Origin of the sequence: Bifidobacterium simiarum (assembly GCF_002802905.1) — a bacterium.
Classification (GTDB): domain Bacteria; phylum Actinomycetota; class Actinomycetes; order Actinomycetales; family Bifidobacteriaceae; genus Galliscardovia; species Galliscardovia simiarum.
On record NZ_PEBK01000007.1, the window covers coordinates 115,220 to 139,612 of the forward strand.

Annotated in this window: 19 protein-coding genes and 1 tRNA gene; 5 read left to right on the forward strand and 15 right to left on the reverse strand. The window is 63.0% G+C overall.

Features of this window, described 5'->3' with window-relative positions; translation table 11 throughout:
- The first annotated feature begins 151 nt into the window (after positions 1–151).
- Positions 152–784 carry a CYTH domain-containing protein gene (locus CSQ87_RS08090; RefSeq protein WP_100513368.1) on the forward strand — a complete coding sequence of 211 codons (633 nt, stop codon included), beginning with the start codon at positions 152–154 and terminating at the stop codon, positions 782–784.
- Positions 785–793: 9 nt separating this feature from the next.
- Here the strand turns inward: CSQ87_RS08090 and CSQ87_RS08095 are convergent, their stop codons facing one another.
- The 3 genes from CSQ87_RS08095 to CSQ87_RS08105 all read right to left on the reverse strand — a co-directional run bounded on the left by CSQ87_RS08095 (position 794) and on the right by CSQ87_RS08105 (position 5,037).
- Positions 794–1,759 (reverse strand): tetratricopeptide repeat protein, encoded by a 966-nt coding sequence (locus CSQ87_RS08095; RefSeq protein ID WP_100513369.1) that lies wholly within the window; start codon positions 1,757–1,759, stop codon positions 794–796.
- 648 nt (positions 1,760–2,407) lie between these two features.
- Positions 2,408–3,415: a DUF8094 domain-containing protein gene (locus tag CSQ87_RS08100; RefSeq protein WP_100513370.1), complete on the reverse strand. Its 1,008-nt coding sequence runs from the start codon at positions 3,413–3,415 to the stop codon at positions 2,408–2,410.
- Positions 3,415–5,037, reverse strand: a complete 1,623-nt coding sequence (locus CSQ87_RS08105) for a hypothetical protein (RefSeq protein ID WP_100513371.1) — start codon at positions 5,035–5,037, stop codon at positions 3,415–3,417. The genes CSQ87_RS08100 and CSQ87_RS08105 overlap by 1 nt, the downstream gene beginning before the upstream one ends.
- A 109-nt stretch (positions 5,038–5,146) precedes the next feature.
- Between CSQ87_RS08105 and CSQ87_RS08110 the strand changes: the two genes are divergently transcribed.
- Positions 5,147–6,145, forward strand: a complete 999-nt coding sequence (locus CSQ87_RS08110) for an FKBP-type peptidyl-prolyl cis-trans isomerase (protein WP_420868087.1) — start codon at positions 5,147–5,149, stop codon at positions 6,143–6,145.
- Positions 6,146–6,735: 590 nt separating this feature from the next.
- Here CSQ87_RS08110 and nucS read toward each other — a convergent pair.
- From nucS to CSQ87_RS08160, 10 genes are all read right to left on the reverse strand, one after another.
- A complete protein-coding gene (nucS, locus tag CSQ87_RS08115) occupies positions 6,736–7,479 on the reverse strand; it encodes an endonuclease NucS (protein ID WP_100513373.1) in 744 nt (247 codons plus the stop codon).
- A 411-nt stretch (positions 7,480–7,890) separates the two neighbouring features.
- A complete protein-coding gene (locus CSQ87_RS08120; protein WP_100513374.1) occupies positions 7,891–8,181 on the reverse strand; it encodes a F0F1 ATP synthase subunit epsilon in 291 nt (96 codons plus the stop codon).
- Positions 8,181–9,671: a F0F1 ATP synthase subunit beta gene (gene atpD, locus CSQ87_RS08125; protein WP_100513375.1), complete on the reverse strand. Its 1,491-nt coding sequence runs from the start codon at positions 9,669–9,671 to the stop codon at positions 8,181–8,183. Before atpD ends, CSQ87_RS08120 begins: the two co-directional genes overlap by 1 nt.
- A gap of 7 nt (positions 9,672–9,678) precedes the next feature.
- The gene (locus CSQ87_RS08130) at positions 9,679–10,590 is read right to left on the reverse strand and encodes a F0F1 ATP synthase subunit gamma (protein ID WP_100513376.1); all 912 of its coding nucleotides are present in this window, start codon (positions 10,588–10,590) and stop codon (positions 9,679–9,681) included.
- A 3-nt stretch (positions 10,591–10,593) separates the two neighbouring features.
- The gene (atpA, locus tag CSQ87_RS08135) at positions 10,594–12,258 is read right to left on the reverse strand and encodes a F0F1 ATP synthase subunit alpha (RefSeq protein WP_100513377.1); all 1,665 of its coding nucleotides are present in this window, start codon (positions 12,256–12,258) and stop codon (positions 10,594–10,596) included.
- 66 nt (positions 12,259–12,324) lie between these two features.
- Positions 12,325–13,143, reverse strand: a complete 819-nt coding sequence (locus CSQ87_RS08140) for a F0F1 ATP synthase subunit delta (protein ID WP_100513378.1) — start codon at positions 13,141–13,143, stop codon at positions 12,325–12,327.
- Positions 13,144–13,197: 54 nt separating this feature from the next.
- Positions 13,198–13,734, reverse strand: coding sequence for a F0F1 ATP synthase subunit B (locus CSQ87_RS08145; RefSeq protein WP_100513379.1), 537 nt, complete (start codon positions 13,732–13,734; stop codon positions 13,198–13,200).
- A 61-nt stretch (positions 13,735–13,795) separates the two neighbouring features.
- A complete protein-coding gene (gene atpE / locus CSQ87_RS08150) occupies positions 13,796–14,026 on the reverse strand; it encodes an ATP synthase F0 subunit C (RefSeq protein ID WP_100513380.1) in 231 nt (76 codons plus the stop codon).
- Positions 14,027–14,215: 189 nt separating this feature from the next.
- On the reverse strand, positions 14,216–15,010 hold the full coding sequence (gene atpB, locus CSQ87_RS08155) for a F0F1 ATP synthase subunit A (RefSeq protein ID WP_165776802.1): 795 nt from the start codon (positions 15,008–15,010) through the stop codon (positions 14,216–14,218).
- A gap of 314 nt (positions 15,011–15,324) precedes the next feature.
- Positions 15,325–16,371, reverse strand: coding sequence for a homoserine O-succinyltransferase (locus tag CSQ87_RS08160; protein WP_100513382.1), 1,047 nt, complete (start codon positions 16,369–16,371; stop codon positions 15,325–15,327).
- Positions 16,372–16,599: 228 nt separating this feature from the next.
- On the opposite strand from CSQ87_RS08160, the gene CSQ87_RS08165 reads away from it, so the two are divergent.
- Positions 16,600–16,673: transfer RNA gene (locus CSQ87_RS08165), tRNA-Met, on the forward strand.
- 482 nt (positions 16,674–17,155) lie between these two features.
- Here the strand turns inward: CSQ87_RS08165 and CSQ87_RS08170 are convergent.
- Positions 17,156–20,212, reverse strand: coding sequence for an HAD-IC family P-type ATPase (locus CSQ87_RS08170; RefSeq protein ID WP_165776803.1), 3,057 nt, complete (start codon positions 20,210–20,212; stop codon positions 17,156–17,158).
- A gap of 322 nt (positions 20,213–20,534) precedes the next feature.
- On the opposite strand from CSQ87_RS08170, the gene CSQ87_RS08175 reads away from it, so the two are divergent.
- Positions 20,535–20,804 carry a metal-sensitive transcriptional regulator gene (locus tag CSQ87_RS08175; RefSeq protein WP_243388891.1) on the forward strand — a complete coding sequence of 90 codons (270 nt, stop codon included), beginning with the start codon at positions 20,535–20,537 and terminating at the stop codon, positions 20,802–20,804.
- A 404-nt stretch (positions 20,805–21,208) separates the two neighbouring features.
- Here the strand turns inward: CSQ87_RS08175 and CSQ87_RS08180 are convergent, their stop codons facing one another.
- Positions 21,209–21,625 carry a glycerophosphodiester phosphodiesterase gene (locus tag CSQ87_RS08180; protein ID WP_100513385.1) on the reverse strand — a complete coding sequence of 139 codons (417 nt, stop codon included), beginning with the start codon at positions 21,623–21,625 and terminating at the stop codon, positions 21,209–21,211.
- A 603-nt stretch (positions 21,626–22,228) separates the two neighbouring features.
- Here CSQ87_RS08180 and CSQ87_RS08185 point away from each other — a divergent pair.
- Entirely contained in the window at positions 22,229–24,310 is a 2,082-nt protein-coding gene (locus CSQ87_RS08185) for an alpha-1,4-glucan--maltose-1-phosphate maltosyltransferase (RefSeq protein ID WP_243388892.1), read from the forward strand.
- Positions 24,311–24,393 lie beyond the last annotated feature (83 nt).

Sequence of the window (24,393 nt, forward strand, 5' to 3'; positions counted from 1 at the left end):
GTTTGCGAGGCAGACCTCGCGAAACATGCACCACACTAGTTTACACGCCATCCGGACCAAAACGCGGCATACGTGCGGAAAAACCTTCCGCGACCGCCGATTTTCGTTGCAAAGACGCCAAAAATCGCCGGTATGCAAGTACGATGGTGTTATGTCTGACGAATTCGAATATGAACGACGCTTCTTCTGCCGGGAGTTCCCGGCGGAATACGATGATGGGGATGCGCCGCTCCTGATCGTGCAGAACTACTACGTGCATCAGGACGGTTTCGCGCTGCGCGTCCGCATGCAGGCCCACGGCGTGAGAATCCCGATGACCGCCGAAACCGACGGGCTGACCACACTGCTCAACCACCGCGACGCCTTCGACGAGGCGTTCGTGACGGTTCAGGGCACGGCGGTGGGCGGCACACGGTATGAGGCTGCCCGGTCGATCGACCCGAACATCGCGCTGGAGCTCATGTTGCGCGGCGGCGTGCCGATCGTGAAGAACCGGTTCAGCGTGTGGCTGGACGAGGATGGATGGAACATCGACGTGTTCGGCGCGAACAATGCGCCGCTGATCGTCGCGGAGGTGGAGCGCAGCAGCCCGGTGACGAATCTGGTGATCCCTGAATTCTGCACGTCGGAGGTCACGGATGATCGCCGCTTCTACAACGACGGTCTGGCGTCGGAGGCGTTCGTCACCTGGAAGGACGCGTATTTCAAGGAGCTGGAGGAGTTCGGCCCGCAGTTCTCGCAGCTGTTCGGCAAGAACCGCAGGCGCAGCAGTCAGGCGTTGTGAAGCACTGAACTAGTACATCAGCGTGGCGAGACGGCGACGGGCGCGGGCGACGCGCTGGTCGGTCGGCTCGGGGATGGCGAAGTATTCGAGCAGACGCTGGCGGACGGGCTCCACGTCGGCCTTGTGCCCGGAGAGGAAGTCGAGCAGACGGCCGAAGGCGTCCTCGATCTGTCCGCCGATCATGTCGATGTCGGCGACGGCGAGCTGGGCGTTCACGTCGTCGGGGTTGGCGGCGGCGGTTTCGCGTACGACGCGCACGTCGGCGTCGGCGGAGCGGGCGAGCAGCAGGGCCTTGGAGCGTTCGCGGGCGGCCAGCGTATCGTTCGGATCGGCTTCGACGAGACGGGCGTATTCGGCGGCCGCACCGGCGTAATCGCCGTCCGCGGCAAGCTGATGCGCCTTCTGGTGGGCGACCGGGATTTCGGGCTCGGCTGCGGTGCCGGCTGCGGCATCGTCGGACTGGGGTGCGCCGGCGCCTTCCACGTAGGGTGCGGTGCCGGTGACGCCGGCCTGCTGGGCCATCTGGATGATCTGCGGAATCAGGGTTTCGGTGATCTGCTGCATTTCGGCGGCGCCGGGCACGCCCTGCAGAATCGGCATCGGCCGGCCGCCGATCAGACCGTACAGTGCGGGAGCGCCCTGGGCCTGCAGCGCCTGCGCGATGGTGGGGTTCTTGGCGATGTCGATGCGGGAGAGCTGGATCTTGCCTTCGAGCTTGTTGACGGCTTCGCCGAGCTTGCGGGCGATGTCGAAGCAGCGGTCGTCGGTGGGCACCCACAGCAGCAGGAGGATCGGGAAGGTGGCGGAGGTCTGCACCATCGACTGGAAGGTGGACTCGTCGGTGTCGATGACGTAGCCGCCCGCGGCGGGGGCCCCGCCGGCCTGACCGGCTTCGGCGTCCACCTTGTGCTTGAGCGATTCGAGATCGACGGCCCCGGCGAGTGAGAGACCGGGGTTGAACTTCTGTTCTGCCATGTGCGATACCTCCTGATGATCTAGCAATACAGACTACCCGCAGCCGGGAATAGTCCGCGAAAGAATCAACGCCCCGCGAACAGATGGCGCAATGCCACGAACGGTGCGCAGGCTCCCGCTGGATGGACAGTCCAGTGGACTGTCCATAGCAGCATGGCCCCAACGGGCCATGCGTCGCACAACACGACGGGAGCTGGACGCCGGCAGGCGGACTGAGGGTGGTCAAGCGGTACGACGTTCAGTCACCCCAACATCGATCTGACATGAGGCTCTCGCACCAAACCTCGTTCGACCACCCCCAGTCCGCTATCGCGGCCAGCCCCCGCCAGCGGGGGCACAGAGAGCTATCGGCTCAGCCTAAGGGGAAGGCAAGAGTGGATGTATACCCCGAGCCGTGGAAGCTCAGTAACGCGTGCGGCTTCGGTCGGGCAGGAGACGAAGGCGTACAAAGGTACGTCGACCCTCTAACCCGTGAAAACGCGATAACGCGTGCGGATTTGCGACGATGGAAAGTGAAGACGTATTCACATACGTCGAACTTTCCACCCCCGAACCGTGGAAGCTCAGTAACGCGTGCGGATTCGGTCGGGCCGGAGGCGAAGGCGTACGAGGGTACGTCGAGTCTCAGGCCCGGCCGAAGACGCTCCGTTACTGAGCTTCCACCTTGATTGGCTGGCGCTCGGCGCCGACAGCTTGTATCTTCCCGTTGGACGCCTTGGTGGGGATGTAGAGGGCGATGACGTTGACGTAGGTGACTTTCATGGTGCTGGTGGCTTTGCCGTTGCCGAAGAGGGCTTTTTCGGCGTCGGAGGCGGGGAGGGATTCGCGGCCTTCGCCGGCGGAGCGGGTCCAGGCGGAGTTGATTTGGGCGACGACGAGGTCACCGCCGTTGGCGGCTCGCATGACCTTGATCTGGTCGGATTGGGGGGTGAAGGTCTGGGATTGGGTGCCTTTGTTGTCGGCGATGCCTTTTTGGACGGTGGCGGTGAGGGTGGCGAGGTCCTTGCGGAGCTGGTCGTCTTCGAATTGGCTGGCGTATTTGCTGGAGGAGCCGTTTTGGAGGAGGTCGGCGTAGTGGGCGACGGCGTCGGCGGGGGTGGCGACGAGGCCGGTGTCTTTGAGGGTGCCCATGGAGGAGCCGATCTTGGGGATTTCGAAGGCGGGGAGCTGGGCGCCTTGGAAGAGTCGGGCGACGCCCCAGAGCTTGTAATTGCTGCGGGCGGAGTCCTGGTTGAGGACGAGGAGTCGCTGGGACTGCTGGTCGTCGGTGGTGGTGGTGATGGTGAAGACGGATCGGGGCCAGCTGGAGTCGGTGGGGATGACGGTCTGGCTGATCTTGCTGGGGATGGTGCTGTGGGGGTCGTTCTTTTTGGTGGCCTTGGCGATGGTGAGCTGGCTGGCACGAACGGCGAGTTCGGGGCCTTCGACGCGGGCGGAGAGCGACTTGACGTCTTTGCTCTGGTCGGTGGCGTTGAGCACCTTGAGGATTTCGCCGCGGATCTTCTTTTCCTGGCTTTCGCTGATCACGGGGGATGCGGAGGCCGAGGCGGTGGGGGTGGCCACCTTGGGGACGCGCTCGTCGCAGGCGGCGAGGGGAATGAGCATGGCTGCCGAGATGGCGGCTGCTGCGATTCGTGCGATTGTGGACGTGCTCATCACTTGGCCTCCTTGTCGGCGTCGTCGGTGTGGGTTTCGTGGGCGGAATCGTCATCCACGGGTCCGGATTCCGCTACGGAGTCGGCTGTGGTCGCGGCATTGGCCGCGCTTTCGGCACGCAGTCGGGCGAAGTATTCTTCGAGCTCGTTGCTGCTGACGGTGGGGGTGCTCTGCTGGAGCAGGTTGACGGAGGTGGCGTCGGAGACTTCGGGCTCGTTCGTCTGGGTTTCGACGGCTTCCTGGGCCCGGCGGGTGTGGCCGGTGTGGCTGTGCCGACGTCGGCGGCTGCGTCCGCTGGGGGCGGGGGGCTCGGATCCGGGTCGCATCCACGCGGGCGGTTCGGTCGGTTCGGGTTCGGGTGCCGCGGCTACGGCGACCGGCGTGGATTCGACGGTTCGCGCCTTGCGGTTGCGGCGGCGATGCTGCTCGACCGCGAACAGGGATGCGGTGAGGATGGCCATGACGGCGAGGAGTCCGCCGACGAAGAAGCAGGGGGTGGCGAAGTCGGGCACCTTGGCTCGGGTCCATGCCATGTCGACGGTGCCGGTCGGGTTTTCGCTGCCGGATCCGAGGTCGACCAGCACGACCTTGTCGTCGCCGGAGTCCTTCCATTTCAGGGTTGCGGAGCCCTTGCCGCACTGGACGGCGTACCACATGTCGGACTGCTGGAATGCGATTTCGACCTTGTTGGCGTCGCCGGCGGTGGTGCCGTCCGCGGTTTCGGTGGAGAACGTCTTCCAGGTGTCGAGTCCGGTGACTCGCGTGTAGTGCTGGTTGGCCAGCCATCCCGCGGCGTCGCGCGGCGAGGCGACGGCGATGCAGACCGAGGACGCTGCCGAGGTATCGGCCTTGACGCTCACCGTGTTGTCGGCGAGCGCGAGCACGCCGGGGTCGGTGACGGTGTATCGGGTGGAGACCTTGCTGGAGACGGAGACGTTGGGGTTCGGCTTCCAGATGGTCATGTTCAGCCAGCCGAGCACGATCGCCGCGACGGCGAGCAGGGCGAGCGCCGGGGTGACGATGCCGCGCATCACCATGACGTGACGGCGGTGACGGCGTGCGCGCTCTTCGGAGTGCTGGTCGTCGTGATCGTGGTGCCGACGGTGGAAGATCGCGTGATGCCAGTCGGGGGCATTGTCAGCCGGCTTGAAATTGTCTTCCGGCTTGAAAGTGTCCGTCGGCTTGAAGACGACGGTGGTCTCCCCGGCCGATTCCGCGGCGGTCTCCCCTGTGCCGGTCTTATCCGCGGCGTCGTGGTCGGAGTCCGCGCCGTTGGCGGTCCTGCCGGCCGGATCGTGCTTCGTCGTTTCGGACGTGGCGGCGTCGGTTTTTGCCAGAACGTTCTGATGAATGGTCACTCGCGGACCGCCGTGCGGTGGCGCGGGTACGTCGGATGTGCCGCTCATGGCGCGGACGGCCTCCCCCACGCCGTCGAGCACCATGGTCTCGTTGTCGGAACCGTCGAAGTCGTCGTCCACCGAAGGCATATCCAACACCACATGGTCCGGTTCAACGGGCTTCAGCGGAGGCATGTCGAACAGCGCCGGCTCTTCGCGATCCTCGTCCGCGCCGCGCTGTGCCCCTTGGGCTTCCTGCTGATTCTTCGGATTGATTTCACTCATATTGCCCACCATTTTACATTCCCCTATGCACGCCCGTCCCGATCGGGGCCCCGCCGACGGCCGGATCGTGCGCCCGGGGAGGTCAGCTTATCCCGTTAGAGTAAGGGCTATGCATATGAGTCCAAGCAATGTCGGGCGCGCCGTGCGCCGTACTCTCGCCCTCGCCTGCGTGGCCGCGATGGGCCTTTCCCTTGCCGCATGCGGCGGCAGTTCCTCCAGCTCCAGTTCCTCCAGCTCGTCCAGCTCCTCCTCGTCCTCGCTGGCCAAGATGACCGGCATCACCGCCACGGGCGAGCTCGGCAAGAAGCCGACGGTCACGTTCAAGACCCCGTTCGAGGTGAAGAACAACAGCTATCAGATCCTGCAGGATGGCAATGGCGAGAAGATCGCGGACGGCGATCGCGTGTGCACCCAGCAGATGATCATCAACGCCACCGACGGCAAGCAGCTGATGAACACCTGGGACAAGAACACACCGGACTGCACGCTGGTGGTCAACAGCAAGCAGATCGACGCCTCCTTCTACAACCTGTTCAAGGGCATGAAGCTCAACACCACGATCGCGCTGGGCATCAACACCGGTTCCTCGTCCACGTCGGGTTCGTCGGCGAGCGCCTCGGCTTCCTCCACCCAGCAGCAGTACATCAACGTGGTCACCGTGGTGTCGAAATCGAAGGCCGCGACCCGCGCGTCCGGCGACAAGGTGGCGAACATCCCGTCGAATCTGCCGAAGGTGACGTTGGCCAAGAACGGCAAGCCGTCGCTTGATCTCAACGGATACAAGGCCGGCAACAAGCTGGTGGTGCAGACGCTGATCAAGGGCAAGGGCGCGACCGTGAAGTCCACCAACACCGTCGAGGCGCATTACACCGGCTGGCTGGCGTCGAACGGCAAGCAGTTCGATTCCTCCTGGGATCGCGGCGCCCCGTCCGATTTCTCGCTCAGCGAGGTGATCGCCGGATGGACGCAGGGTCTCGCCGGTCAGACGGTCGGCTCCCAGGTCCTGCTGATCATCCCGCCGGATTTGGGATACGGTTCGACCGAGAAGAGCGGCATCCCGGCGAATTCCACGCTGATTTTCGTGGTGGATATTCTGGCCGCCTACTGATCGCTGATCGCCCGGCAATGGAGCGTCATGGACTGAGCGGAGGATTCGACGTACCCCCGTACGCTTTCATCCTCCGCTCGGCCCATGCCACACGCATTGCCTGACGATCAGGCCCGAGAGCATAGCGATTATTGATGAAGCTCCCGCACGGATTGCGGGGGCTTCATCGTATTGGATGCGTCGCTTGACCACCCTCAGTCCGCCTACCGGCGTCCAGCTCCCGTCGTGTTGTGCGACGCATGGCCCGTTGGGGCCATGCTGCTATGGACAGTCCACCGGACTGTCCATCCAGCGGGAGCATGTGCGTCTTTGCCCCCACTGACGGGGCTGTCAGCGGAGCTGACTGGGGATGGTCACACGACAATAGCGCACTCGTCACCTCATCCGACCGGCATCCGCCGGCCACCTTCCCCTCAAGGGGAAGGCAAGGCAGAATACGGGCTCCCATCGGCGGAACGAAGGTACTGTACTCTGCCCACGACGCAGATGATCGTCGGATCATGCATGTGGCATTCGAGGATCGGAAGGCGAAGGCGTACGGGGGTACGTCGAGTCTTCAGATCGTCGAATGACACTCCATGATCCGGCGATCAGAAGAGGCGGAGTTCGTCGGAATCCTGCCCCTTCATCTCGTCGTAGTCGAGGATCAGGCATTCGAAGCCGCGGTCTTTGGCGAGCACCTGCGCCTGGGGGCTGATGGTCTGTGCGGCGAAGATGCCGCGGACGGGGGCGAGCAGGGGGTCGCGGTTGAGCAGCTCGCAGTATCGGGTGAGCTGTTCGACGCCGTCGATGCCGCCGTGGCGTTTGATTTCGATGGCGACGTGTCGGCCGTCGGCGTCCGTGGCCATGATGTCGACCGGGCCGATCGCGGTGGGGTATTCGCGACGGACCAGTTTGGCTCCCTCGCCGATGCGTTCGATCTGCTCGGCCAGATACCGCTGGAGATGATCCTCCACGCCGTCCTTGCGCAGACCGGGGTCGATGCCGAGATCATAGGTCTGGTCGGAGTAGACGTGGTAGAGGGAGACGACGAGGACGTCGGAGGTCTTGTCGGCGCTGACCCGCAGGGTCTTGACCGGCTGCGGTTCGGCCACGGTTTCGGGATCGGACGACGTCTCCCCGGTGGTATCGGCCTGATCTGCCCGATCCGCCAAATCGGTCTCCCTGAGCGTGCAGGGCGCGGCCATCCAGTTGAGCGGCTTGTACGATCCCAGTTCGGAGAAGATCAGGCAGCTCTGGTCGGCCTTGATCAGGATGACCCTTTTCGCCTGAGGCAGGGAGGCGTTGAGACGGCCGGAGTATTCGGCGGAACAGTCGGCGACGATAATACGCATAGGCACCCAGCCTATCAGATGGCCTGCGAGGCGCCGTATCGGCAAACCTGAGGATGCCCTGTCCGCGACCTACCGAGGTCTGACCGGACCTATCTGCGTTCTTAGGGCAGATTCAGGGGCATTGCAGACACCTATCTGCGTTCTTTGGGGCTGATAAGAAGCGTAACCAGAAGTATCCTCCTTGAAATAGCAACGACGATACCGGGAATTCCGTCATCAAACGACCCTCAGAATGAAGATAGGTGTCTGCAGGACAGCCAAATATGCCCTCAGAATGGAGATAGGTCGTAATCTGCCGGCAAGGATCGCATCTCACCTCCGATGACCACGGCTCACCGACCGCCGGATATGAAAAGGCCCCGAAGCGATCCGAGGATCGCCGCAGGGCCAATAGAAAGGAAACCGTACCGATTACTCGGCGGTAGCGGAAAGGTCGGTCTCTTCGCAGGTCTCAACCGCAACGACGAGCTTGTTCTCGTCGAAGGCGATGAATCCGTCGGTGACGTTGAATCCCAGCTTGTTGCCGCTGGGCTCGGTCACCTTGACCAGACCGTTCTTGGTGGCGGTCATCACCGGCTCGTGGTCGGCGAGGATTCCCATGGAACCCTCGGAAGCCGGCAGGGAGACCTCCACCGCCGCGCCCGACCACACAGGGCGGTCGGCCGCAACGATGTTCACGCTGAAAGTGGGCTTGTCGGCCATCAGGCTGCAAACTCCTTCTGCATGTTGTGCCACTTCTCCTCGAGGTCGTCGATGCCGCCGATGCCGGAGAACGCCTGCTCCGGAACGTCGTCATACACGCCGTCGCAGATGCGCTTGAAGGCCTCGACGGTCTCGTCCTTCGGCACGTAGGAGCCGGGACGGCCGGTGAACTTCTCGGCCACGTAGAAGTTCTGACCAAGGAACTGCTCGATCTTGCGGGCACGGTTGACGGTGGTCTTGTCTTCCTCGCCGAGCTCGTCGATACCGATCAGGGCGATGATGTCCTGCAACTCCTTGTTACGCTGCAGAATCGCCTTGACGCGGTTGGCGGTCTCGTAGTGCTCCTTGCCCACGTAGCGCGGGTCGAGGATTCGCGAGGTGGAGGCCAGCGGATCCACTGCCGGGTAGATGCCCTTCGAAGCGATCTCACGGGAAAGCTCGGTGGTGGCGTCCAGGTGGGCGAACGTGGTCGCAGGTGCCGGGTCGGTGTAATCATCGGCCGGCACATAGATGGCCTGCAGCGAGGTGATCGAGTGACCACGGGTCGAGGTGATTCGCTCCTGCAGGGCGCCCATCTCATCGGCCAGGTTCGGCTGGTAACCCACGGCGGAAGGCATACGGCCCAGCAGGGTCGACACCTCGGAACCGGCCTGGGTGAAGCGGAAGATGTTGTCGATGAACAGCAGCACGTCCTGGTTCTGCACGTCGCGGAAGTACTCGGCCATGGTCAGAGCGGTCAGCGGCACGCGCAGACGCGTTCCCGGGGGCTCATCCATCTGGCCGAAGACCAGTGCGGTCTTCTCCAGCACGCCGGCCTCGTCCATTTCGCCGATCAGATCGTTACCCTCACGGGTACGCTCGCCGACGCCGGCGAACACCGACACACCACCGTGGTTCTGGGCGACTCGCTGAATCATTTCCTGAATCAGCACCGTCTTGCCCACGCCTGCACCACCGAACAGACCGATCTTGCCACCCTGCACGTACGGGGTGAGCAGATCGATGACCTTGATGCCGGTCTCGAACATCTGGGTCTTGGACTCCAGCTGATCGAATGCGGGCGGGTTGCGGTGGATGGGCCAACGCTCGGTCACGGTGACGGTCTCGTCGGGCTTCTTGTTGAGGATTCGGCCGGACACGTCGAACACGTGACCCTTGGTCACGTCGCCGACCGGCACCTCGATCGGGCCGCCGGTGTCTTCCACGACGGCGCCACGAACCAGACCATCGGTCGGCTTCAGGGCGACGGCGCGCACGATGGAATCACCAAGGTGCTGCTCGACCTCAAGCATGATCTTGTGGCTGGCTTCGCCTTCGATATTGCCGGCGGCGCTGATCTCCACGGTCAGTGCGTTGTAGATATCGGGCAGGTGACCCACCGGAAACTCAATATCAATAACCGAGCCCTGGACACGAACAACGCGGCCTTGCGACGCTGCCTGGGCATCAGCCTGAGCAGCAGTTGCCGCGGCTACATTTTCTTCTGCCATGGCACTCCTATTCTTTCTCATTGTTCAGCGCGTCGGCGCTGCCGATGATTTCGGTAAGTTCCTGAGTAATGGCGGCCTGACGCGTCGCGTTGAGCTTGCGCGTCAGCTCGTCGATCAGGCTGCGTGCGTTGTCGGTGGCGGTGTGCATGGCGTTCTGCCTGCTTGCCGTCTCGGATGCCGCCGCAGTGAGCAGGCATTCGTGGATACGCGACTGCACGTACTTCGGAAGGACGCGATCGAGGACCTCGTCACGACTGGGCTCGAAGGTGTACAGCGGGCGGGCGGCCGGGACCTCGGGATCCTTGGCCTTCTCGCCCTCGACCTTCACGATCTCCACAGGCAGCATCCGCAGGATGCGCACCTTCTGCACCACCATGTTGATGAACTCGGTGAATACAATGTAGAGCTCGCTCACGCCGCCTTCGTCAGCCGGCTTCATGTATGCGTCCAGCAAGGCATCGGAGATCTTCTCGGCGACTTCAACGCCGGGGGCATCCGAATTGCCTTCCCATGTCGCGGCGACGTCGCGGCCACGGTACTTGTAGTACGTGACGCCACGTCGGCCGTATACAAAAAGCTCGGGCTTCTTGCCCTGGTCATCAAGCCTGCTCAGCAGCCCCTCGGTCTCTCGGATGATCGAGGACGTGTAGGGGCCGGCCATGCCTCGATCCGCCGTGAGGGCGAGGACGGCCACACGCGGGTTGTCCTCGTTCTTCCTCACGATCGGATGCGAGATCTGGGTGTGCTGGGCGAGAGCCTGGACGGCATCGTAAATCGCATCGGAGTAAGGCTTCGCGGCCAGGGCCACGTCGCGGGCCTTGGCGATGCGCGATGACGCGATCATTTCCTGCGCGTTGAAGATCTTCTCCAGCGACGACGTGGAATTGATGCGTGCCTTGTATGCGAGCTGCGATGCCATGGTTTACTCCTCGTCCGCCTTATCGTTGGCAGCTGCCGCCGCGTTGCGCGCGACGAGCTTCTCCTGCTCGATCGGAGCGGGCTGCTCGACGGTTTCCTTCTTGTCGGACACGAGCGGGGTGCCATCGTGCTGGACGAAGGTCTTACGGAACTCCTCGACGGCCGCTTCCAGGGCCTTCTCGGTCTCATCCGTGAAGTTTTCGGTTTCGCGGATGGTGGTGAGAATGTCGGTGTTGTGGTCGAGGTAGTCCAGCAGACCCTGCTCGAACGGCAGGACGTCCTGCAGATCGAGATCGTCGAGCTTGCCGTGGGTACCCGCCCACACCGAGACGACCTGCTGCTCCATGGAGTACGGCGAGTACTGGGGCTGCTTGAGCAGCTCCATCAGTCGCGCACCACGGGTCAGCTGGGCCTTCGATGCGGCATCCAGATCGGAGGCGAACATGGCGAAGGATTCCAGGGAGCGGTACTGGGCCAGCGAGATCTTCAGCGTACCGGCGACCTTCTTCAGCGCCTTGGTCTGGGCCGCGCCACCGACTCGGGACACGGAGATACCGACGTCCACGGCGGGGCGCTGGTTGGCGTTGAACAGGTCGGACTGCAGGAAGATCTGGCCGTCCGTGATGGAGATGACGTTGGTGGGGATGTAGGCCGAGACGTCGTTCGCCTTGGTCTCGATGATCGGCAGGCCCGTCATCGAGCCGCCGCCGAGATCGTCGGACACCTTCGCGCAGCGTTCGAGCAGACGCGAATGCAGGTAGAACACATCACCCGGGTAGGCCTCACGCCCCGGCGGGCGACGCAGCAGCAGCGAGATCGAGCGGTAGGCCTCGGCCTGCTTCGACAGATCGTCGAACACGATCAGGACGTGCTTGCCGTGGTACATCCAGTGCTGGCCGATGGCCGAGCCGGTGTACGGGGCGATGTACTTGAAGCCAGCGGAATCGGAAGCCGGGGAGGCCACGATCGTCGTGTACTCCATGGCGCCGGCCTCTTCGAGGGCCTGACGCACGGAGGCGATGGTGGAGCCCTTCTGGCCGATGGCCACGTAGATGCAGCGGACCTGCTTCTTCGGGTCTCCGGATTCCCAGTTGGCCTTCTGGTTGATGATGGTATCGATCGCGATGGCGGTCTTACCGGTCTGGCGGTCGCCGATGATGAGCTGACGCTGACCACGGCCGATCGGGGTCATGGCGTCGATCGCCTTGATGCCGGTGGCCAGAGGCTCGTCCACAGGGTGACGGTGCATCACATCGGGGGCCTGCGCCTCCAGAATACGACGACCTTCGCTCTTGATCTCACCCAGGCCGTCGATCGGCTTGCCCAGCGGGTCGACGGTGCGACCGAGGTAGCCGTCGCCGACCGGCACGGACAGCACTTCGCCCGTACGGCGGACTTCCTGGCCTTCCTCGATGCCTGCGAAGTCGCCGAGGACCACCACGCCGATTTCGCGAGCATCCAGGTTGAAGGCCAGACCGAGCGTGCCGTCCTCAAAGGTCAGCAGCTCGTTGGCCATGCAGCCGGGGAGACCCTCCACGTGCGCGATGCCGTCGCCAGCGGTCTTGACGTAGCCGACCTCCTGGGCCGGGGCGTCAGACGGCTTGTAGGACTCGACGAACTGGTCGAGCGCCTGGCGTATCGCCGCGGGATCGATGGTCAATTCTGCCATTGATCACTCCTTTTGTTTATTGTCTATACGAGAACGTTCGTAGGGCGTGCGTCGCGGGCCGAAGCCTTACGCGACCGCGCGCTTGAGGTTCTGCAGTTGCGCCGCAACGGTGTTGTCGGTGACTTCCGAACCGACCTGGATGCGCATGCCTCCAAGTACCCTCGGATCGACCACACAGTTGACGTACACGTTCCGGTTCAGCTTGCGCCGGTAGGCGTTCTTGATCCGAACGATCTGCTCGTCCTTCAGCGGCACCGCGCTGGTCACCGTCACCATGGACCGGCCACGGTGTTCGGTGATCATGTCGATCACCCAGTTGATGGTCGACAGATACCGGCGGTTGCGAAGGTTGCGCGTCGCGTGCTCGGCCAGATCAAGGGTGATCTGATCGAGCGGCTGGCCCTTGAGCAGCGTGTCGAGGAACTTGACTCGCTGTTCGGGCTCGGCGTGCGGATCGGACAGACGCTGGCGAACCACGGGAAGGTTCAGCAGCGCCGAATGCAGATCGGCGAGCTGGAACGACACCTGGGCGGTGACGCCGCGGGCGTCGGCGTTGGCGAGCAATGCGTCGATGGCCACGTCCTCGACGGCGTCGGCGATGTGCTCGGGCCGGCTCCAACGGCGGGATGCCACGGCCTGGGCGACCTCGAGGGTCAGCGGATCGACATGGCCATCGAGGATGGTCGTGATCAGCTTCACCTTGTCGTCGGCGCTGCGGGCCGGGTCGGTGAGCGAACGCTCCAGCTGACGGTTGCCGTCGAGCAGTTCCGCGAGGTCGAACAGCTCATCGCCGATCGCCTTCGCATCCGTGCCCTTGGCCGCCAGCTTGTCAAAGAACGCGCTGCGCACGGCCTTCACCGAGCTCAATGAAGTCTCTCCATGCATCGAAAGTTCACCTCCTGCCCTTTGCGTACCCGTCTTGTACCGTACTGGCCATAATCACTTGGCCTTTCCGGCGGAATCCTTGTCGATGTCCTCGATCATGGAGTCGAGCATCGAGGTCTGCACATCGGCGTCCTGCAGCTTGCTGCCGAGGATCTTGCCGGCCAGGGCCGTTGCCAGAGCACCGACCTCGCCCTTCAAGCTCACCAGCGCCTGCTGCTGCTGGGATTCGATGGACTTCTGGGCATTCGCCGTGATCTGCGCGGCATCCGCCTCGGCCTTCACGCGGGCGTCGGCGATGATGTGCGAAGCTTCGGTACGGGCATCGTCGCGGATCTTGGCCGCGTCAACACGGGCGGTGTTGAGCTGATCCTCGTACTTCTTCTTGGCGGCGTCGGCATCGGCCTGAGCCTTCTCGGCCTTGGCGATGCCACCCTCGATCTTTGCGGCCCTCTCGTCGAAGATCGCCTGGAACTTCGGCAGGAAGAACTTGTAGAAGAACACGGCGACGACGACCAGAACGACGGCCGACCAGAAGATGTCGTAGGTCTCCGGAATGAACAGCTTCACGCCATCCACTGCCTGGGTCTCCATATCCGCCTCCTTTCAACTTCCTTGTGTAATTCGGATAATGGTGGGAATACCGTTATTCGATTTAGCGGAAGATGAAGCCGGCGATGAAGCCCAGCAGGGCAAGGAACTCAACCAGACCGAAGCCCAGCCACATCAGGGTCTGGATACGGCCGCCGAGTTCGGGCTGGCGAGCAGTGGCCTCAATGGCCTTGCCGAAGATGATGCCGACGCCGACGCCAGGTCCGATAGCAGCGAGGCCATAGCCGACGGCGGACAGCGAGCCGGTCACCTCAGCGAGAGTGATGAGATCCATTGTTGTTTCCTTTCTTTTTGGGTTCGTAAGAGATACGAATCAAAATCTTTGGTTGTTCGGTTGTTCGGGGGTAAATCCTTGGGGTTCCTGTGCTTCCTCAGGGCTTCCGGTGGGTGCCCATCCGGGATGCTCCGGGGGCTCCGGGACCCGGCGGAAGTTCCGTTCTCCGTGACGATCGGTGTCGCGGGATCAGGCCTCTTCCGGGTAGCTCAGGTTGATGTACACGCACGACAGCGTGGCGAAGATGAACGCTTGCAGCGCGGCCACGAAGGCCTCGAACAGCGTCATGATGAAGCCACCGGCCAGCGTGAGCACGCCGAAGCCCGCCATCATGTTGTGCGACTCGATCAGGAAGAACTGGGTCGCCGCGAAGCACAGCGCCACGATGAGGTGGCCCGCCACCATGTTGGCGAAGAGTCGGATGGCCAGCGATGCGGGGCGGATCAGCACGATGTCGATGAGCTGCATCGGGGCCAGGATGATGTACACGGGAATCGGGACGCCCTCGGGGAGCAGCTCCTCCTTGAGGTAGGCCAGCAGACCCTTCTCACGGATGGCGGCACGCCAGTACTGGACGAACGTCCACACGGCGAACAGCAACGGCATCACGAAGGTGGCGTTGGCCGACATGTTCGCGAAGGGGATGATGCCGCACAGATTGAACACCATGATGGTGAGGAACAGCGTGGTGATCATGGGCACGTAGCGCTTGCCGCGCAGCTCTCCCATGACCTCGTACACGATGTTGTTCTGTACGAACTCGATTAGCCACTCGACGGCTCCCTGCCAGCGACCAGGAATCAGCTTGGCGCGTGCGGCGGTAATGCCGAACACCAGCAACATCACGGCGGTGGCGATGAGACGAACCATCACGATTCGGTTCATCGCAAACGGCGTGCCTGCGAAAATGATCTCTGGAGGAAGGAACTCGTCGATCTGTGGAACATGAAACTCAGCAGCCAGGGCGACGCCTGTCGTCCCCATCAACTCTGCAACGCCTGCCATAGTCCGCGCGCCTCCTCATTTCTCGAACCTGAACAAATATAGCGCGCTCCGAACGCAATTTGTGTCATCAAGATTAACTTTATGATCACAAACCATAGCCTCGTTGCGGGTACATCGTTCGCCGTTACAGAATACCCTGAAATCAGGAAAATCAAAATATCAGCGGGGTCGGTTTCGGACACGGTATCCGTTCAGCCGGAGCGGAAAAAGCGAATCTCACCATACGGACAAATCCGACGGAAAGCCAACATGATGTCGTTTCGTTTTCGCCCCAGCCGTCCCCGATCGGCCGATCAATCCCGGTCCTTCGGTTCGATCACCCCGTATCCGCATCCGTCAAAGGTGTGGAAGTCATCGCCGCGCGGACCGGCCGGACTGCGTCGATACCGCCGGTCGGTGCCGAGACGCTTCTCCGCGCGCAGCCGCGGCACCTCGGTCAGATCGTACGGCGTGGTCTGATACACCCAATTCAGCCAGTTGCGCCACAGCAGGTTGGCGTGCGACCGCCAGGCGAACAGCGGTTCCTGGGTCGGATCGTCATGCGGATAGTAGTTCGTCGGGAACGGGACGTTGTCGAGCCCGCGGGCCATGTCCCGCTCGTACTCCTCGGCCAGCGTCCACTTGCCGTACTCCCAGTGACCGAGGGCGAACACCTCGGAGAAGTCGCGGGTGGAGACCAGACCGGGACCGCTCTCCGGCCCCCAGGTGAGAATCTGCAGATCGGGATTGGACCGGATCGCCTGCTCGTCCACGTCGGCCAGACGGGAGTGCGGCTGCAGCGCGATCTCGTCGAACCCGTTGGTGATGAAGCAGTATTCGTCCTGCAGACGCTGCGGGAACACCCCGAAGATCTTCTGGTCGAGCACGTGCTTGCTCACGCCGTACCGGTAGTAGAGCGCGCCCATCGCGCCCCAGCACAGATACATGGTGGAGAAGACGTGGCTGCCCGCCCAATCGAGGATCTCCTTGAACTCGCCCCAGTAGTCCACGTCCTCGAACGGCAGATGCTCCACCGGGGCGCCGGTGACCACCAGACCGTCGTAGTAGTTGTCTTCGAAGGCGTCGAGGTTCTCGTAGAACTTGAGCAGATGATCGCGGCTGACGTGGGTAGCCTCGTGTGTGCTCGTCTTCATGAAGTCGATGTCGACCTGCAACGGGCTTTTGGAGATCAGCCGAAGCAGCTGCGTTTCGGTCTCGATCTTCTTGGGCATCAGATTGAGGATCACCAGCCGCAACGGACGGACTCGCTGCGTCTCGGCATCGGCCTTCTCCAAGGCGAAGATGCGTTCGGAATCGAGTATCGCGCGGGCCGGCAGACCCTCAGGAATCTTGATAGGCATAGTAATAATTATGTCAGCACGAGACGGAGGTGGCCACGGTCAGGCCGGCGGATCGGCCATGCGCCTTATCGATTCTGGCTATGGCGGATTATCGGCCTCATTGCGACACGCCGAAGAACGCTTGCAATAACAACGATTTTCGCCATGCGACACAAAAACGACGGTTTCGCATTTGACATGCCGGGAAATGTACGTAATATAGTTCAGGTTGTCCGAGATAAGGACCGACGCGGGGTGGAGCAGCTCGGTAGCTCGCTGGGCTCATAACCCAGAGGTCCATGGTTCAAATCCATGCCCCGCTACTAACAAAGGCTAGGAATCGCAAGGTTCCTAGCCTTTTTGTTTCTCCGGTAGTTCACTCTTTGGAGGAGGCCCGAAAAGAGTGAAGTGAAACCGAACAGTTGCGCACACCCCAGCGTCATTTCAACGATGACACAAACGACTTTCGTGTGAACCCAGACAACAACCACTTCACTCTTTTAAGAAGCCTCAAAAGAGTGAACTCGTTATCGACGATTACAGGAACAGCCACAGGTCGACGCCGACGATGAGCACCACCCAAAGCACCAGCAGCAGGATCAATTTGATCCATGCCTCCGTTTTGCTCATCGACGGTTTTTCCGTCTCGATTCTGATCAGAAGCCAACGTCGTCGTTTTCTCATGGACTCACCCTATCAGGACCGAGCCCGGCTTTTTTGGCAAATCCAAGCTTGAATGACCCGATGACGGGCTCTTCAAGCTTGGATTTGCCAAGAACCGGATTCCCCGGACCCTCTACGACCCTTACTTCGCGAAGGAGGCGGGGTTCTGGTCGAAGTGGGCGGCGCAGCCGGCACCGCAGAAGTAATAGGTCTTACCCTCATACTCGCGGGAAGCCGCGGCGGTCTCCGGGTTCACGCTCATGCCGCACACCGGGTCGACGGCCGAGCCGGCACCAGCCTCGTGATGCATGCCGTGCATGTCGTGAGATTCGGAGTGATGACGATTGAACAATGCCATGATGGTTCCTTTCATTGTGTTCATGATTGTTCCAAAACTTCCAGACCCGGCACCAGCCACGCCACCGGCACCAGCCGCGCGACGCCCGGCCTTCACCCGATACGGCCGAACCTTCGCGGGATCGAACCCGCCCAGCCGGCTCGCATTGAGCACCACCGACAGCGACGAGCAGGCCATCGCGGCCCCGGCGATCATCGGGTTGAGCAGCATGCCGGTGAGCGGATACAGCACGCCGGCGGCCACCGGAATGCCAATGCCGTTGTAGCCGAACGCGAATCCGAGATTTTGCCGAATGTTGCGCATGGCGGCGTGGGCCAGATCGATCGCGGTGACCACGCCGGTCAGGCTGCCGCCCATCAGCGTCACGTCCGCGGACTCGATGGCCACGTCGGTGCCGGTGCCGATGGCGAATCCCACGTCGGCCCGAGCCAGCGCGGGCGCATCGTTGATGCCGTCGCCCACCATCGCCACCACATGCCCTTCGGCGGCCAGTCGCGCGATTTCGTCGGCCTTGTTCCCCGGGCGCACGTCGGCCACCACCCGTTCGATGCCGACCTGCGCGGCCACTGCCTTCGCGGTGTCGGCGTTGTCACCCGTCAGCATCACCACGTCGATGCCGCGATCCCGCAGCGCATCCACCGCCTGCCGAGACGTGGGCTTCACCGTATCGGCCACGGTGATCTGCGCGGCGAGCAGCCCGTCGACGGCCACCAGCATCGGTGTCTTGCCTTCGGCGGCGAACCGGTCAAGCTGATCGAGGATCTCGTCCACGCTCTGCGGATCGTCGGGCATCTGCACGTCATATGAATCGATGAATTCCGGATTGCCCACCAGCACGTCATGGCCATCCACCCGCGCCCGCACACCCAATCCGGGCGTCGAGGCGAACTGCGAGTCCGAGGGAATCGTCACGCCACGGTCCTTCGCCCCGGCCACGATCGCCGTGGCCAGCGGATGCTCGGAATCCTGCTCGGCCGCCGCCGCAAGAGCCAGCACACCAACGCCGGAACCATCGGAACCAGCACCAGCAGAGTCAACGGAACCATCAAAACCGCCGGAATCAGAATCACCCGCAACACCATCAGCGCCGGCGGAACCAATACCAATCCCCCGCCACTGCCCATACGGCAGTACGTCCTTGAGCTCGGGACGCCCTTCGGTGACGGTGCCGGTCTTGTCGAGCACGACCACGTCCACACGCGCCGCGGTCTCCAAGGCCTCCGCCGAGCGGATCAGCACACCGTATCGGGCGGCACGTCCGGTGGCGATGGTGATCGACAGCGGCGTGGCCAGACCCAGCGCGCACGGGCAGGCGATCACCAGCACGCTCACCGCGCACACCAGCGCATACGTGATCCGCGGCTGGGGCCCGAACGCCCACCACAACGCGAACGCCCACACGGCGATCAGCACCACCGCCGGCACGAAAACCGCGGAGATGCGGTCGGCCAGACGCTGCACCGGCGCCTTCGAACTCTGAGCGGACCGCACCAGCGCCACGATCTGCGCCAGCACCGTGTCCCGTCCCACCTGGGTGGCCCGGTACCGGATCGATCCCGATCCGTTCACCGTGGCCCCGGTCACCGTATTGCCGGCGCCCTTGACCACCGGCATGGGTTCGCCGGTGATCATCGACTCGTCCACCGAGGTCTGTCCGGAGATCACCACGCCGTCCACCGGCATACGGTCTCCCGGGCGAATCACCACCACATCCCCGACGACCACCTGATCGGCGGGGATCTCCTCGATCTGACCGTTCCGTTCAACCCGGGCGGTTTTCGGCTTCAGGCCCATCAGCGACCGGATCGCGCGACCGGTGCCCAGACGGGCGCGAGTTTCGAGCACCTGACCGATCAACATCAGGGTGATAATCGTGCCGACCGCCTCGTAATACGGTTCGCGCGCCCCGACCGGCAACGCCTGCGGGGCGATCGTGACCACCAGACTGTAGAGGAACGAGGCTATGGTGCCCAGCGACACCAGCGCGTTCATCTCCGGCGCGCGGTGGCGGATCGCGGCCCAGCCGGTGGCGTAGATGGGCCGGCCCGAATACAGCATGACCGGGGCGATCAGGACCAGCTGCCACCATGGATCGAGGTGATAAAGATGGACCATCGTGGCGATGAATACGGGGATGGTGAGGACCGCGGCGACGATGAGCCGGCGGATGAGGGAATGCAGCTCCTCGAGGCGTGCCGCATCGTCGGCGTCGGCGGGATCGGTATCGACGGAATCGGCGTCGGCTGGATCGGAAGAGACGGAGTCCGCCGGAACGCCGGTATCGATGGGTAAAGAGGTATCGGCAGATCCGACAGACCCAGCAGACCTGACAGATCCGGTTTCCGCTGCGACTGCGGCAACCGCCGAATTATGTCCTGTAGCCGAATCATGGTCAGCGGCCGGATCAGGGTTGACGGCCACCGATTCGGACGGGGCCTCAGCGACCACGCTGGATTTCCCAACCACGCTGGATTTCCCAACCACGTGGAGGGTGCCGTGCAGCATGTTCATGCCGCAGGCGAAGCCGTACTCCCCCGGCTGTTGCGGGGTCAGAGTGACCGTGGTGGTGCGGAACGCCGGCAGCACCTGGTCGATGCCGAAGTCGGGGAACACCACATGCGACGAGCATTCGCCGCTTTCCTTGCGATCGAACATCAGCCGCAGCGGCACGCCGGCCTCGGCCTCGATCACCGACGGGCTGTAGCCGCCCTTGACCTCGATCACCGCCTCCTGCACTGATCCTTCGCGGCGGGCGCGGGTGGCCGATTTCGGCGCGAAGAAGAACCACAGCACCCCGACGCTGAGCACCAGCGCCGCGATCACCGCCACCGCGATATCCATCATGACCTCCCCGTTCGCCTTTCCTGCCAACCGACCTCACCATATACCCCATGGGGGTATACTCGCAAGTGTCGGTTCACCGAAGGAAAACACCGGACGGGGAGGACACCGACCGGGGGAACACCGGCCCACGCGGGCGGAACCACGAGGACGGAACCACGTCTATGAAACGAGGACATCAATGACGAACGCCACCTGCGAGCATTGCGACGTGCACGAACCGCACGAAGCTCATGAAGTGCACGAGATTCACGAGACGCACGACCAGCAAGGAGACCGCGACCAACACCGCGAATGCGATCAACACGCCGCCGGCGGGTACATCGAGGACCAGAAGAGGATCATCGCTCGGCTCAGCCGCATCGAGGGGCAGATCCGCGGCATCAAGCAGATGGCCCAGGACGGCGAATACTGCATCGACATCCTCACCCAGATCTCCGCGGCCAACAGTGCGCTGAAGTCGGTGGCGCTGATCCTGCTCGACGATCATCTCAATCACTGCGTACGGCAGGCCGCTGCCGAAGGAGGGGACGTGGCCGACGACAAGCTTGACGAGGCCAGCGCCGCCATCGCCCGACTCGTACGGTCCTGAGGCCGGCCACCCGACTCGTACGGTCCTGAGGCCGGCCACCCGAACGACCTGTCCGAGCGGTCTGTCCGACGCCGGCCACCTGACATTCCCAAGGCCGACTGTCCGATATGCGGGCACGGTAGGGGTAACACCATCAGCCCGCAGCGACGGCAAACAAAAACCAAACCCGATCACACATCAAACGCACAGAATCGCACATCCGCAAACAGCGCCCACGTTCACCGAACAGCGCCGAACGGACCCCGCAACAACCACCGAACATCCCCTGCAACGACGATGCCCCGGCCTGAAATCAGGTCGGGGCATCATGTCGAACGTCAGTCGGTCACCGGTCCAACCACCGCGAGTTTCCGATCATCGTCGATCGGAACGGGCCGCGGCTCCCATCACCGGAGACCTTCCGATCACCAGTGGTTGGCGCCGGGGCCTTCGAACTTGACGTTGAAGCCGCGCTCGTAGTGCAGGAACATGTTGGCACCGTAGCGGTCGACGTCGCGGTGGGTGAAGAGCATACGGATCGCGAAGGCAGTCTGCACGTCGTCAGGCAGGGCGCGGAAGGCCTTGTAGGCGTCCCAGCCGTCCTTGGCAACGGCCTGATCGGAAACGAAGGCGTAGCCGTAGCCGTCCTCGTTCACGTAACCCAGGAAGGGCAGGTCCCATGCGTCGTGCTCGGTCAGCGCGGCCTTGTAGTCCTCCACCTTGGAGAGCGCCTCTTCGGAAATGCCGAAGGAGCGAGCCACTTCGTTGGCGGCGGCCGTCTTGCGATCGGCATAGGCGCCGTACAGTGAGGTGTCGACGGTAATCTGCTTGTTTTCCGCCATAATCATCCTTCCCCCGCATGCTCACCACTGAGGACCATGCGTTTGTTTCAGCGATGTGCGATGTAACATGAAAATGTCACATTCATCACATCTGAGTTATCTGCAATCCACGTCTTGCGGACCGCACATAGAACACCATACCCCACTTTTTCAGGCAAATTTTGCCAGTTCATTCGCTTTTTACAGCGAATTCTTGCTTTTGTCACAAAGACACCATTGATGATCAGTTAGAACAATCAAAATGTTCGGTTTTTGTTATAATTCGTTATAAATTCGCGCTCGGAAAACCAAAAGTTTACTTTTCCATCGGCGTTTCCGGCGTGTCGCACAATCGAGTCAAAAACCGCGGCAAATCGCGTAAAAACGGTGTAAACCCTACCTCTTACAATGAGCGCTATGACTGAAATCAGCAGTAACCAAGTCACGAATTCTCCCTCCACCTCCGCTTCCGTCGATCAGGGGACGCCGACACGGAAGACCAATGGTGACAGCGCCGCCAAGAAGACTTCCGCAGCCCGAAAGACCACCCGGTCCGGACAGGGCGCCCGGAAGACCACGCGTCGCACCGCCCGCAAGACCGTCCCCCAGTCGACGGTCAAGGGCATGGCCATGTCGGCCCCCGCGCCGAGCATCCCGGTCACCGAACCCGGCCAGTTCGGTCGCATCAACGTTCTTGATGTCACCCCCAACGCCGAGGGTGGCGTGTTCCCCGCCCGCGTGGAACTCGGCGAACAGTTCCATGTCACCGCCGAGGTGTTCATCGAAGGCCGCACCAAGGTCGGCGCCACCGCCGTGCTGAAGACCTCCCGAGGCAAGATCATGCAGACCCGTCCGATGACCTGCACCAACCCCGGCCTCGACCGCTGGGAAGTGGATCTGCAAGCCGGCGAGCACTCCGACGTCAAACCATGGGAGGACGGCTTCGCCGACGTCAAGCGCCAGCTGGGCAACTGGAAGGTCGTCGTCGAGGGCTGGGAGGACACCTACGCCACATGGCTGCACGACGCCACCATCAAGGTGGGCGTGCGCGACAACGACGTGGAGAACGCGCTCGACGAGGGCGCCGAACTCCTGCTGCGCTGGGCCAAGACCCGCGACGCCGGACTCAACGCCGCCCAGAAGAAGGTGCTGCGCGACGCCGCCGAGCAGGTGCTCAACAAGGAGCTGAGCATCACCGAGCGTCTGGCCGCCGCCGACTCCCCCGAGATCCACGAGCTGCACGACACCAACCCGCTGCGCGACGGCATCAGCGCCGGACGCCCGGTGAACCTGCTGGTGCAGCGCCCGAAGTCCTCCTTCGCCGCCTGGTACCAGTTCTTCCCCCGTTCCGAAGGCGCCTACGTGGACGAGAACGGCAAGATCGTCCAGGGCACGCTCAAGACGTCCGTCTCCGGACTCGAACGCGCCAAGGCCGAGGGCTTCGACATCGTCTACCTGCCCCCGATCTTCCCGATCGGCGTGACCAACCGCAAGGGCCGCAACAACACGCTGGTGGCCGGCCCCGACGATCCGGGCTCCCCGTTCGGCATCGGCAGCGAACTCGGTGGCCACGACACCGTCGACCCGCTGCTCGGCACCATGGACGACTTCAGGGCCCTCACCGCCAAGGCGCATGAGCTCGGCCTCGAGATCGCGCTCGACTTCGCCCTGCAGTGCTCGCCCGACCACCCGTGGGTCAAGCAGCACCCGAACTGGTTCCGCCACAAGCCGGACGGCACCATCGCCTTCGCCGAGAACCCGCCGAAGAAGTATCAGGACATCTACCCGATCGACTTCAACGCCGACATGGAAGGCATCGAGAAGGAAGTCGAGCGCCTGATGGAGCTGTGGATCGACGCCGGCGTGACGATCTTCCGCGTGGACAACCCGCACACCAAGCCGGTGCGCTTCTGGCAGGACGTGATCGGCGCGGTGACCAAGCGTCACCCGGAGATCCTGTTCCTCGCCGAGGCGTTCACCCGCCCGGGCATGATGCGCGCGCTGAGCTACGCCGGATTCACCCACTCGCACTGCTACTTCCCGTGGCGCAACACCAAGGAGGAGCTGGAGGAGTACCTCAACACCACCAACTGCGACAACGGCTACTACCAGCACAACACCTTCTGGCCCACCACGCCCGACATCCTCACCGCCTACGTGCGCGACAACGGCATCGCCGGCCACGCCGTGCGCGCCGTGCTGGCCGCCATGGGCTCGCCGAACTGGGGCATCTACAACGGCTACGAACTGATCGAGAACCGTCAGCGCCCCGGCTTCGAGGAGCAGATCGACAACGAGAAGTACGAGATCAAGGTGCGCGACTGGTCCAAGGCCAAGGAGTACGGCATCGCCGAGATCCTCACCAGCCTCAACCGCATCCGCCGCGCCCACCCCGCCACGCACAGCTACCACAACCTCACCGTGCTGGACAGCGCCGACGAGAACATCCTCGCCTTCGTGCGCCACACGCCGGCCGAGTTCACCGGCACCGGCAAGCCGGACACGCTGATCGTGGTGGTGAACCTCGACGGACACAACGCCCACCAGTCGATGGTGCACCTCGAGCTGAGCGACTTCGGCATCGAAGGCGACTCGGTCGACGTGCACGACGAGCTCACCGGCCGCGACTTCACCTGGAGCTGGGACAACTACGTGTCCCTCGCCCCGTGGGCCGACGTCGCGCACGTCCTCAGCGTGAAGTACTGAGCGTGCTGCGTGTACTGCGCGGGCCTGCGCACTGAGCTGACGCACTGACGCCGGCGGAGACCAACTTCGCCGGCTGAATCACC